Origin of the sequence: Paenibacillus sp. FSL W8-0919 (assembly GCF_038003785.1) — a bacterium.
Classification (GTDB): Bacteria; Bacillota; Bacilli; order Paenibacillales; family Paenibacillaceae; genus Paenibacillus_AQ; species Paenibacillus_AQ lactis.
In genome coordinates this window covers 6,100,944-6,112,783 of sequence record NZ_JBBOPV010000001.1, presented here as the reverse complement: position 1 = coordinate 6,112,783, position 11,840 = coordinate 6,100,944, and the positions used below count along the sequence as shown (strand labels likewise).

The 11,840-nt window shown below is 54.5% G+C and carries 10 protein-coding genes; 7 read left to right on the top strand and 3 right to left on the bottom strand.

All coding sequences use genetic code 11. From position 1 onward, the window contains the following. Window positions 1-94 precede the first annotated feature (94 nt). The gene (locus NST44_RS27705; protein ID WP_028405009.1) at window positions 95-1,483 is read left to right on the top strand and encodes a polysaccharide deacetylase family protein; all 1,389 of its coding nucleotides are present in this window, start codon (window positions 95-97) and stop codon (window positions 1,481-1,483) included. A gap of 129 nt (window positions 1,484-1,612) precedes the next feature. Here the strand turns inward: NST44_RS27705 and ilvD are convergent, their stop codons facing one another. Both ilvD and NST44_RS27695 read right to left on the bottom strand, forming a co-directional pair. Continuing rightward, window positions 1,613-3,301, bottom strand: coding sequence for a dihydroxy-acid dehydratase (gene ilvD / locus NST44_RS27700; RefSeq protein WP_007129267.1), 1,689 nt, complete (start codon window positions 3,299-3,301; stop codon window positions 1,613-1,615). A gap of 268 nt (window positions 3,302-3,569) precedes the next feature. Beyond that, the gene (locus NST44_RS27695) at window positions 3,570-3,815 is read right to left on the bottom strand and encodes a KGG domain-containing protein (protein ID WP_007129268.1); all 246 of its coding nucleotides are present in this window, start codon (window positions 3,813-3,815) and stop codon (window positions 3,570-3,572) included. Window positions 3,816-4,022: 207 nt separating this feature from the next. Between NST44_RS27695 and NST44_RS27690 the strand changes: the two genes are divergently transcribed. From NST44_RS27690 to mgrA, 3 genes are all read left to right on the top strand, one after another. Then, complete coding sequence (locus tag NST44_RS27690) at window positions 4,023-4,796, top strand: HAD family hydrolase (RefSeq protein WP_007129269.1); 774 nt, start codon at window positions 4,023-4,025, stop codon at window positions 4,794-4,796. Between the two features lie 158 nt (window positions 4,797-4,954). Next, window positions 4,955-5,713: an NAD-dependent protein deacylase gene (locus tag NST44_RS27685; protein WP_210095596.1), complete on the top strand. Its 759-nt coding sequence runs from the start codon at window positions 4,955-4,957 to the stop codon at window positions 5,711-5,713. Between the two features lie 83 nt (window positions 5,714-5,796). Further along, window positions 5,797-6,810: an L-glyceraldehyde 3-phosphate reductase gene (mgrA, locus tag NST44_RS27680; RefSeq protein WP_007129271.1), complete on the top strand. Its 1,014-nt coding sequence runs from the start codon at window positions 5,797-5,799 to the stop codon at window positions 6,808-6,810. 129 nt (window positions 6,811-6,939) lie between these two features. On the opposite strand, the gene NST44_RS27675 is transcribed toward mgrA, so the two are convergent. Further along, entirely contained in the window at window positions 6,940-7,830 is an 891-nt protein-coding gene (locus tag NST44_RS27675; RefSeq protein ID WP_210095598.1) for an AraC family transcriptional regulator, read from the bottom strand. Between the two features lie 185 nt (window positions 7,831-8,015). Between NST44_RS27675 and NST44_RS27670 the strand changes: the two genes are divergently transcribed. Genes NST44_RS27670 through NST44_RS27660 form a run of 3 tightly spaced genes read left to right on the top strand, consistent with a single transcriptional unit; the run spans window position 8,016 to window position 11,792 of the window. After that, window positions 8,016-9,191, top strand: coding sequence for a galactokinase (locus NST44_RS27670; RefSeq protein ID WP_144870985.1), 1,176 nt, complete (start codon window positions 8,016-8,018; stop codon window positions 9,189-9,191). Window position 9,192: 1 nt separating this feature from the next. Continuing rightward, a complete protein-coding gene (gene galE / locus NST44_RS27665; protein WP_144870983.1) occupies window positions 9,193-10,182 on the top strand; it encodes a UDP-glucose 4-epimerase GalE in 990 nt (329 codons plus the stop codon). A 20-nt stretch (window positions 10,183-10,202) separates the two neighbouring features. Then, on the top strand, window positions 10,203-11,792 hold the full coding sequence (locus NST44_RS27660) for a UDP-glucose--hexose-1-phosphate uridylyltransferase (protein WP_213614309.1): 1,590 nt from the start codon (window positions 10,203-10,205) through the stop codon (window positions 11,790-11,792). Window positions 11,793-11,840 lie beyond the last annotated feature (48 nt).

Sequence of the window (11,840 nt, the reverse complement as noted above, 5' to 3'; positions counted from 1 at the left end):
CGATTTAAGAAAAAAAAGCCTATTTCTCAATGTGCTATGCTAAAATAATATAGGGGAGTTACTTAGAAATAGAAATAAAAAGCGGGGAGTTAGCATGCAGACACTACTGCTATGGTTGTTTTATCTTTCATCGTTTTATGCATTTATTCCCGGCATCCTGACCCGGATATTCGGTTTCCGCGTATTCCGCAGAGGCTCAGGCACGAATGAATTTGCCTTGACCTTTGACGACGGTCCAGATCCGTTATATACGCCAAGACTGCTTGATTTATTGAAGCGGTATGATATGAAGGCAACCTTCTTTGTTGTCGGTTCCCATGCCGAGAAGCATCCGGAGGTTGTCAGACGGATTCACCGAGAAGGCCATCTGATCGGGATCCACAATTATGTCCATAAGAGCAACTGGCTGATGAGACCGGTCACGGTCCGCAAGCAGGTGAAGCGGACGGATGATATCATTTACGAGATAACCGGTGAACGTTCGACCTATTATCGGCCGCCTTGGGGAATTGTGAATCTGTTCGATTTTGCCAAGAATACGGGATGTCGGATCATATTGTGGTCCTCCATGTTCAGTGACTGGCGCAGCAAAATCGGTGCCGACCGATTGACGGAGCGAATCCTGGCCAAGCTTCGCGGCGGGGAGGTCATGCTGCTGCACGATTGCGGCACAACCATGGGTGCCAATCCGGATGCGCCGGAGCAGATGCTCATCGCGCTGGAGCGGGTGCTGGAGGTCGCACAGCAGAAAGGAATGAGAAGTATCCGCGTGGACGAAATGATGGCCAAGGAAAGCAAGTCGAAGGTGAAGAAGGTGTCCCTCCTGAAGCGTATGCTCGTCTCTGTCTGGCTCTTGTGGGAAAAGGGATTTCACGCCCTGTTCTCGCTGGAAACCGTCACGCCTGACGATCCGATGCTTCATTTCCGCAAGCGTGCCTATACAGGCAAGCCGGTCGTGATGGAGGACGGCACCCGGTTGGATAAAGGAGATCAGGTGCTGGAGCTTCATTTTGATAATCGCAAGCTATACCAGATCGGCAGCCGCTCCCGTTCGGAGATGCAGCTGGCCATTCAGATGATCCGTGCGGTGCAGAAGGATTTGCCGACTCTGGCGAATATGGTGCTGGAACGGCCCGAATTTAAGGAAGTTCGCGGTCTGTACGGGGTCAGCATGATATCCCGCGGACCCGAGCAGTTCGGATTCCATGTGCTCGATCTTCCGTCCGGACTGTTTGCAAGCTCGACACGTCTGTACCTAAAGCTTCTGCTAAGCGTGATTCATCCGAAGGGCCAAGCAAGACTGAAGGAAGGAAGCCAGGTCATGGAGCCGAAAATGCTGATGATGCCTGTGGAGGTACTGATTGAGCGCTACGCGGAAAAGCGGACGCCTTCGGTTAAGCCGCCGACCGAAGAGCCTCATGAGCTGGCGCAAGAGCAGGTTGTGGACTTAACGATAGCGGGTGCCACTGCATCGAGAATGTAATGGTAACAGATTCATATCAGGGTACGAACCTATGCAATAATGACAGATTCATTTCAGAATTATTTTCGAAAAAATAAAGGGTTACTCCTACAGACCGCTATGATCTGAGGGAGTAACCCTTTTGTTGTATTAGATTTTCATGACGCCGCCGGAGCTTGCGTTCGTAACCAGCTTGGAGTAGCGGGCCAGATAACCTGTTTTCACTTTAGGCTGGAACTCGACCCATTTGCTGCGGCGCTCAGCCATTTCTTCTTCGCTTACGCCGAGCAGCTGAATCGTCCGGTTGTTCAGATCAAGCTCGATGATATCCCCGTCCTCGACGAATGCGATCGGGCCGCCCTCAGCCGCTTCCGGTGAAATATGGCCGATGCTGATGCCGCGGGATGCGCCGGAGAAGCGTCCGTCCGTAATCAGGCCGACCTTCGCTCCAAGGCCCATACCGGCGATTTGGGAGGTAGGCGCAAGCATTTCCGGCATGCCCGGTCCGCCCTTCGGACCCTCGTAGCGAATCACGACGACGTGGCCTTCCTTGACCTTCCCGTTCGCAATGCCTTCAAGTGCCTCTTCCTGCGAGTTAAAGCAGATGGCAGGACCCTTGTGGTAGCCGCCAACCGACGGGTCGACTGCGCCTACTTTAATGATCGAGCCTTCCGGAGCAAGGTTGCCGTACAGCACGGCCAGGCCGCCGCGTTCGGAATAAGGACGGTCGATCGGATGGATGACGTCGGTGTCCTGAATTTCGCATCCGGCCACGTTCTCGGCAAGCGTCTTGCCGGTTACCGTAATGCAGTCCCCGTGAAGCGCGCCCGGCTTCTTCAGCAGCTCATTCAGCACGGCGCTGACGCCGCCGGCCGTGTGCACGTCCTCGATGAAATAGTCCGAAGCCGGAGCCAGCTTGGAGATATGCGGCACGCGGTCAGCCACCTCGTTAATCCGCTCCAGCGGGTAATCCAGCCCAGCTTCATGCGCAAGGGCGAGTGTATGCAGAACGGTATTGGTCGAACCGCCCATAGCCATATCGAGCGCAAACGCATTGTCGATCGCTTCGATCGTTACGATGTCGCGCGGCTTCAAATCCATCTTCACGAGCTCCATCAGCTGCTTCGCCGATTGTCTTACGAACTCCTTGCGTTCCTCGGCAATGGCCAGAATCGTACCGTTCCCCGGGAGCGCCAGACCGAGAGCCTCGGCCAGACAGTTCATCGAGTTGGCGGTGAACATGCCGGAGCAGGAGCCGCAGGTAGGACAGCCGTACTGTTCGAGCTCGAGCAGCTCTTTATCGTCGATTTTGCCGACTTGGTGAGCGCCGACGCCTTCAAAGACGGAGGTCAGCGACAATCTGCGTCCCTTGCTGTCCACGCCAGCCTTCATCGGACCGCCGCTGACGAATACCGTCGGGATATTGACGCGCAGGGCGCCCATGAGCATTCCAGGCGTAATCTTGTCGCAGTTCGGGATGCAGACCATACCGTCAAACCAGTGTGCGGATACGACCGTTTCCAGGGAGTCCGCAATAATTTCGCGGCTTGGCAGGGAATAGCGCATTCCGATATGGCCCATTGCAATGCCGTCATCCACGCCGATCGTGTTGAATTCGAATGGAACACCGCCGGCTTCGCGGATGGCTTCCTTAACGATTTTGCCGAATTCCTGGAGATGCACGTGGCCTGGAACGATGTCGATATAAGAGTTGCACACCGCGATAAACGGTTTGCCGAAGTCTTCCTCTTTAACGCCTGCGGCACGCAGAAGGCTGCGGTGCGGCGCGCGGTCAAAGCCTTTTTTGATCATGTCTGAACGCATTTTTTTGGTTGTCATGATGTCTTGTTTCCCCCCAGATCTATTATGAATTGTTGCGCTTTAGCGCGGTCTTCCGGCAAAGCAGCCGGATACCTCTTAACACCGAAAATAGGTTTTAAATGAGTCTATCACAAAAAGGTAGGTTTTTCTACATGATATTAATAGGAAGCGATGGGGGGAGCGAGGGTCTGCGCGGCAAAAAAGAGCCTGCTCCCCAAATTGGGGAACAGGCCTCCCGGATTGCTTATTTATAGAGGTTGTTCAAATAGGTCGTTTCGTACTTATATTATTTTCGTCCGCCTTTGCGGCCGATTTCCTGATAAAACTCTCGGGAATGATTCCGGGAAGTAGCTTCGCCGCCCTTTTGCCCGATTTCCTGGTAAAACTCGCGGCTGTGGTTGCGTGACGTCGCCCGCCCGCCTTTTTTACCGATCTCCTGGTAAAATTCCCGGCTGTGATTTTTAGCCGTAGCTTCGCCGCCTAAACGGCCGGCTTCTTCTCTAGTCATCTTGCGGTTATTGTTCTGAGCCATCACCAATCCTCCTTATTTTGACATCATTGCTTTGCTGTATCTGTTACTTACCACGCCTCAATTGTCATGAATCACAATATTTGACTAAAGATTGGAAGTTTTTCGTTTGAACGGCACACTGGAAAATTCGGATGGATTTTAGCTTATATCCGCGTCCGATTCATGGTTTAATAATAGTAGAACTTGACGACCGGGGAGGGTCATCCATTGCCGAAACTGCAAATATCAGGAAAGGGACAATCGGTGCCTTGTGAAGGAATTCTGTTTGACAAAGACGGTACGCTGCTCCATTTCTTGACATTATGGGGAGGATGGGCGGAATATGTGCTGGACTCCATGGAGAAGCAGCTTGCGATGATGGGGGCCGGTTTTACTAGCCCCCGGGAGCAGGTGCTCGGGACGAAGCATGATGCGAAAGGGCAGATCTGCGGTTATGATGTTACCGGCCCGCTGGCCATGGGGACCGTGGAGGAAACGACGGGCATGCTCGCCTGGCAGCTATATGCCGCAGGCATGCCGTGGAACGAGGCGATTACTCAAGTCAAGCAAATGACGAAGAATGCCATGTATGAAATCCGCCGCCGCAAGCCGGCCTTTCCGATGACGGGTCTCGAGCAATTTTTGACGAAATGCACGCAGGCATCCGTGAAGCTGGCCGTCGTTACGTCGGACGACACCGCGGCCGCGATGGAGCATATCGAGTGGCTCGGCCTTAGCTCATTCTTTACGGCTATCATCGGCCGGGATCAGGTCCGAAACGGCAAACCTCATCCGGACATGGCGGAGATGGCGTGCAGGCTGCTCGGCATCAAGCCGGAGGAGGCGGTGGTCGTCGGAGACAGCAACGCGGATATGCAGATGGGCAAGCAGGCGGGGGCAGCCCTGGCGGTAGGCTTGTGCGACAATATCGAAGATGCGGCTCATTTGATAGATGCCGATGTTGTCATCTCCGATTATAATGAACTAGAGGTGTATAGATAGACGTGAGGATTTTGATAAAATCCAAAGAGCGGCTTTCAATCAGCAATTTATAGAGCGAATGGGTTTGGTTCGTCTCTAAATTGTACCGGGAGCGGCTTTAATCGAATTTAGCAAAATCCTGAAACGACAGCGATTATGGCTGTGTGGAGGTGTGAAGAGTGGAGAACAGGAAAAAGATCGAGCAGTTGGCAACATGGATTGAGGCAAGCGATTATATTGTTTTTTTCGGAGGGGCCGGCACGTCTACCGAGAGCGGAATACCTGATTTCCGTTCGGCAGCCGGTCTGTATCAGAGCGAGCATCAGTCTCCGTATCCGCCGGAGGTTATGCTCAGCCACTCATTTTTCATGAAGCACCCTGAGGTGTTTTATGATTTCTACCGGAGCAAAATGCTGCATCCCCATGCTCAGCCGAACGGCTGTCATCGCCTGCTGTCGAGACTTGCGCGCGAGGGCAAGCTGAAAGCAGTTATTACGCAAAATATCGATGGTCTCCATCAGAGCGCCGGCTGCACCGACGTGCTGGAGCTCCATGGCTCGGTGCATCGCAATTATTGCATGGAATGCTCCCGGTTTTTCAGCCTTCAGGACATTCTGGACATCAAGGAGACCGTTCCGCGCTGTCCGGACTGCGGCGGGGTGATCAGACCGGACGTTGTATTATATGAGGAAGAGCTTGACCAGAAGATCCTCATGCGCTCGATTCAGGAAATCTCGACGGCGGATCTGTTGATCATCGGTGGCACTTCATTGACCGTACATCCTGCAGCCGGCCTGGTTTCCTACTTTCAGGGAAGCAAAGTAGCCCTTCTGAATGCGGATCCTACGCCGTATGATCATCGGGCGGGACTCCTGATCGCGGATCGCATCGGCGAGGTCATGACGGAGGTTGACAAGCTGATCCATACCAAGCTGTAATCGTTTTCTTGTCAACGGGCGGCAAAACAGGATAAGATATTTCTTGCAACGGACGTAACCTTAATCGAGAGGCAGGGATATAAGTGACCTATGTGGCTAGCGAAGACCGCTATGAAGGCATGATCTATAACCGCTGCGGGCGATCCGGATTGAAGCTTCCGGCTATCTCGCTCGGCTTGTGGCATAATTTCGGCGGCATCGATACGTATGAGAACGGACGGAATATGATTACGCGCGCATTTGACCTTGGTATCACGCACTTTGACCTGGCGAACAATTACGGACCGCCTCCAGGCTCAGCGGAAGAAACGTTCGGAAAGATTCTATCCAGGGATCTGAAGGCGTACCGCGACGAGATCGTCATCTCTTCAAAGGCAGGCTATTATATGTGGCCGGGACCTTATGGCGATTGGGGCTCGCGCAAGTATCTGGTATCCAGTCTCGATCAGAGCCTCAAGCGGATGGGATTGGATTATGTTGATATTTTCTATCATCACCGGATGGATCCGGAGACGCCGCTCGAAGAGACGATGATGGCGCTCGATCACATTGTCCGGTCCGGGAAGGCCTTGTATATCGGAATATCCAACTATTCCCCTGAGAAGACGAGGGAAGCAATCGCGATTCTCAAGGATCTCGGCACGCCGCTGCTGATTCATCAGCCGAGCTATTCCATGCTGGACCGGTGGATAGAGAACGGCCTGCTGGATGTGCTCGAGGAGAACGGTGTGGGCAGCATTGCCTTTACGCCGCTCGCCCAGGGGCTTCTGACCAACAAATATTTGAATGGCGTTCCTGTCGATTCGCGCGCCGCCAGCGCGTCGGTCTTCTTGAACGAAAGCAACATCACGCCGGATGTTCTCCGCAAAATCCGGGCGCTGAACCAGATGGCGGCGGCACGCGGACAGAGCCTGGCTCAATTCGCGCTGGCCTGGGTGCTGCGGGGCGGAAGAGTAACCTCGGCCTTGATCGGTGCGAGCAAGGTGAGTCAGATCGAGGATAATGTAGCTGCCCTGAATCATCTGGAATTCTCCAAGGAGGAGCTCGACCGGATCGAAGCGATCCTGAAGACGGAGACCGAGGATAAGTCGTCCTAGACATCAGGCAGCAGCTTTTAATAGAGATGCTTTTTAAGAACAACGGTATAATCGATTGCTTTGGAAGAAGAGCGTCCCGGGTCAAGATGGTTGACCTTTCGGGATGCTTTTTTGCTAAAGCGGCAGGGACTATGGTTGATATTGAGCCGAGGTATCCTCGATATCCTTGCGGTAGCGGGACGGGGATTTCCCGACCCAGCGCTTGAACTGGCGCGAGAAATAGAGCGGATCCGTCAGGCCCACCGAAGCGGCGACCTGTTCAATGGACAGATCAGGACGCTCGCGCAGCAGCCGCTTGGACTGATCGATTCGCAGGCGGAGCAAATAGGTGATGGGGGTCATCCCGGTTTCTTTCTTGAAGATGCGCGATAGATATGCGCGATTATAACCGAGACTCGCACACATCTGCTCGATCGAGACGGGGTGCGCATACTGGGCAGTCATATAATTGATCATTTGCTTTACCGTGCGCTGAACCTGCGGTTCGCCCAGCAGAACCTGTGCCGGGCGCCCGCCGAGCCGCATGATTTCGGCCCAAATGAGGTAGAGGTAGCCGACGGCGGCCACGTGGGAGCTTTCCTCCTTCGTCTGGAAGCCGGCCTGTATGCGCGAGATGTACCCGGGAATACGGCTCTCGCTAGGCATGTGGAGGACCGGACGCTCAGGCAGCAGGCCGGTGGCTTCCACCTCTACGGCGGCGGCGTCTCCGTCAAAGGCAACCCAGCGGTACCGCCACGGATCGTTGTGGTCGGAGACGTAGCTGACAAGCTGCCCCGGGTGAATGAGAAAGCAGTCTCCGGGCCCGAGCGGGTATGTATCAGCCTCGGTACGAAAGGTTCCGCGGCCTGATTCAATGACATGAAGCAGGAAATGATCGTATATTTTGGGCCCGAGCGCATGCCTGGGGAGCGTCTGGCTTTCGCCGGCAAACCGCACTCTCAGCCTGGAGGCTTCCGGCTGGGCCGGGTTCGATGCAACAGAATAGGTTGTCGGTTTCAATAAAATGACCTTCCTTAACATAGAGTCGAGCTTGCTTGCTACAAGGGGTGGAGCTGATGTCATGCTGTCCGCAATCCAACCTTATTGTATCCTGCAAGGTCACATAAATCCATATGTAACTCACAAGACTTCATTACCGCCAGACGTCAATTTCGCTATACTTGAATCAGTAAATCTACCATATGTACAGGATGGAGTGATTGGCAGTGGACACAAATCAACTTATGGAAGCATTTAAGAATAAGCACGGTGAAAGCAAGCATCAGGCCCGGATATTCAACGCGCCGGGGCGCGTCAATCTGATCGGCGAGCACTTGGATTATAACGGCGGATACGTTCTTCCGGCGGCGCTGGAATTCGGCACCACCTTGATCATCCGTCCGCGCGACGATGACAAGCTGTCGCTGGCTTCAACGAATCTGGCTCACACAGCGGATATCCGCTTGCAGCATATCGGCACCAAGACGGAGGAATGGACGGATTATCCGGCGGGTGTCATCGTGGAGCTGAACAAGCTTGGCGTTACGCTCTCCAGCGGCTACGATCTGCTCTACCATGGCGATATTCCGAATGGTGCGGGTCTTTCCTCCTCAGCGTCGCTGGAGGTTGTGACCGCCTATGCCCTCCTGTCGATGGAAGGCAAGGAGACGGATACAGTGGAGATCGCGAAGCTGTCCCAGCGTGCCGAGAACCAGTTCGTCGGCGTCAACTCCGGCATCATGGACCAATTTGCCGTAGCCAACGGAAGAAAGGACCATGCGATTCTGCTCATGTGCGATACGCTGGAGTATGAGCTCGTTCCTTTCCAGACGGGGGCTTACAAGCTGGTCATTGCCAATACCAATAAGCGCCGCGGCCTCGTTGATTCCAAGTACAATGAACGCCGCAGCGAATGCGACAAGGCACTTGAAATTTTACAGAAGGAAATTCCGGCGCTGTCGTACCTGGCTCAGCTTAACCCGCAGCAATTCAAGGATGTTCGGGACTCCATCAAGGATGAAACGGTATCCAGACGGGCCCAGCATGTTGTTGAAGAGAACCAGCGCGTGCTCGACTCGGTGAAGGCTTTGAAGGATAACGATCTGGAAGCATTCGGACAATACATGAACCAATCGCATGACTCGCTTCGCTATCTATATGAAGTGACCGGGGATGAGCTCGATGCCCTGGTTGAGGAAGCGCAGCGGATACCGGGCACGCTTGGCTCCAGAATGACCGGCGCCGGATTCGGAGGATGTACGGTATCGCTTGTTCATGAGGATGCGGTGGAGCGCTTTATCGAAGAGGTTGGCCGAAAGTATGAGGCAAGAACCGGACTGAAAGCCGATTTCTACGTATGCGGCGTTGGTCACGGCGTTCATGAAATAAAGGAGGGCAACTAAAATGGCTATATTGGTAACCGGCGGAGCAGGGTATATTGGCTCGCATACCGTGGCAGAGCTGCTTGAGAAGGGTGAAGATGTGGTTGTCATCGACAGCCTGGAGACGGGACACCGCGAGGCGCTGCTTGGCGGAAAGCTGTATGAGGGGGATCTGCGCGATAAGGCGCTGCTGAAGCAGCTGTTTTCGGAAAATGAAATCGATGCCGTCATCCACTTCGCAGCAAACTCGCTCGTTGGCGAGAGTATGAAGGACCCTGTCAAGTACTATGACAACAACGTCTATGGAACACTGTGTCTGCTGGAAGCGATGAATGAAGCGAATGTCCGGAAGATCGTCTTCTCTTCAACAGCAGCGACATATGGCGAGCCTGAAAAGGTGCCGATTGAGGAAGCGGATCGGACGCAGCCGACGAATGTGTACGGCGAAACCAAGCTGATGATGGAGCGGATGATGGCCTGGTTCGATACGGTGCTTGGCATCAAATATGTCTCCCTTCGCTATTTCAATGCCGCCGGCTCGCATGAAAGCGGGAAGATCGGCGAGGATCACCGGCCGGAGAGCCATCTGATTCCGCTTGTGCTGCAGACGGCGCTGAAGCAGCGCCCGCATATTTCGGTGTTCGGCAGCGATTATGCTACACCGGACGGCACCTGCGTCCGGGATTATATCCATGTTAGCGACCTGGCGGATGCTCATCTGCGGGCGGTTGAATATTTGCGGCGCGGGGAGCCCAGCAATGTGTTCAACCTTGGCAACGGGCTGGGCTTCTCGGTGAACGAAGTGATCGAAACGTCGAGAAAGGTGACCGGAGCCGACATTCCGGTTGTGATGGAAGCCAGACGGGCCGGGGATCCGGCGGTGCTGGTGGCCTCTTCCGATAAGGCACGCGCTGTGCTCGGATGGAAGCCGGCGCGTACGACGCTTGAGGAAATCATTGAAAGCGCCTGGAGATGGCACAGCAGCCATCCGGATGGTTACGGGAATCGATAAATCCAAGGGGGAGATCAACGATGGATATGACAACTGCAAGCACTCCCGAAGCAAAGCAGGCCCTGTACGCGATCGAAATGCTGGTGAAATATGCCCTGCAGAAAGGCCTGATCCGCGAGGCGGATGTCGACTACAGCCGGAATCTCCTGCTGGAGGATTTCGGGTTCAGCGAGCCGTACCTTGAAGAGGTCAAGGATGAAGTCCCTGAAGGACCCCAGTCCCTGCTCGATACGCTGATCGATTACGGGGCCGCTCATGGCCTCATCCCGGAAAATACGGATACGTACCGGGATTTGCTGGATGCCAAAATTATGGGTCGGCTGATGGCAAGGCCTTCGGAAGTGGAGCAGGCCTTTCAAACCTTGAAGGAGGAGCAGGGGATTGAGGCGGCTACAAGCTGGTTTTATAACCTCAGCATCGACTCCAATTACATCCGCATGGACCGTGTGGCCAAGAACGAGTATTGGAAGCATCTGAGCGAATACGGGGATATCGAGATCACGATCAATCTGTCCAAGCCGGAAAAAAGCCCGAAGGAAATCGCGATGGCAAAGCTCCTTCCTCCGCCGGTCTATCCCAAATGCCAGCTATGCCGCGAAAATGTCGGGTATGCAGGCAGGGTAAACCACCCCGCCCGCCAAAACTTGCGCATCCTGCCGCTTGAGCTGAACGGGGAGCCGTGGTTCTTCCAATACTCGCCATACGTTTATTACAACGAACACTGCATCGTGTTTCATCGGGAGCATGTTCCGATGAAGCTGACGACGGAGACGCTGTCCCGCCTCTTGAGCTTCGTGGATATATACCCGCACTATTTCCTTGGCTCGAATGCGGATTTGCCGATTGTCGGCGGCTCCATTCTGACGCATGACCATTTCCAGGGGGGACGGCACAACTTCCCGATCCAGAATGCCCCCCGCGTACTCGGGTTCGTCCACTCGCAGTTCCCGGGTGTATCGGTCGACATCGTGAAATGGCCAATGTCCGTAATCCGGCTCGCCTCGAAGGACCGGCAGCGGCTGCTGGATTGCGCGTCCCAAATTTACGAAGCCTGGAAATCCTACAGTGACCCGGAAGCGGATATTCTGGCTTTTAGCGAGACGGATGGAGCGCGTGTCCGACATAACACGGTGACTCCGATCGCGAGAAGACATGCGGACGGCGGGTATGAAATGGATTTGGTGCTGCGCAACAACCGGACGAGTGCAGCGCATCCGGAGGGGATTTTTCATCCGCACCGCGAGATGCACCATATCAAAAAGGAAAATATCGGTTTGATCGAGGTGATGGGACTTGCCATCCTCCCGGGCCGGCTTAAGGTGGAGCTTGACTTGATCGCCGATATATTAGCCGGCAACGAAGAGCTTTACGCCGCCAGTCGGCAGCCGGATCACCCGCTTGCCGTTCACGGCGAATGGATTCAGAGCCTGCGGGAGCGTCTGCCGGCCGCGTCGGACAAAGCGGAAGCCGCGGAGTGGATACGCCGGGAGGTAGGTCAGAAGTTCACCACGATTCTGGAGCATGCAGGCGTTTATAAACAAACAGCGGAAGGGCAGCAAGCCTTCAAGCGCTTCTTGAGCAGCATGGGCTTTGTGACGGACCAGGGATAAATGCCGGAGCCGAAGGCAAAACATCCGGAGTAAAGCATGTGCGCAGCG

Excerpts from the sequence above, each read along its gene's own strand:
- NST44_RS27705 (WP_028405009.1), top strand. The coding sequence starts at position 95 with ATGCAGACACTACTGCTATGGTTGTTTTATCTTTCATCGTTTTATGCA.
- ilvD (WP_007129267.1), bottom strand. The coding sequence starts at position 3,301 with ATGACAACCAAAAAAATGCGTTCAGACATGATCAAAAAAGGCTTTGAC.
- NST44_RS27695 (WP_007129268.1), bottom strand. The coding sequence starts at position 3,815 with ATGGCTCAGAACAATAACCGCAAGATGACTAGAGAAGAAGCCGGCCGT.
- NST44_RS27675 (WP_210095598.1), bottom strand. The coding sequence starts at position 7,830 with ATGTTAAGGAAGGTCATTTTATTGAAACCGACAACCTATTCTGTTGCA.
- galE (WP_144870983.1), top strand. The coding sequence starts at position 9,193 with ATGGCTATATTGGTAACCGGCGGAGCAGGGTATATTGGCTCGCATACC.
- NST44_RS27660 (WP_213614309.1), top strand. The coding sequence starts at position 10,203 with ATGGATATGACAACTGCAAGCACTCCCGAAGCAAAGCAGGCCCTGTAC.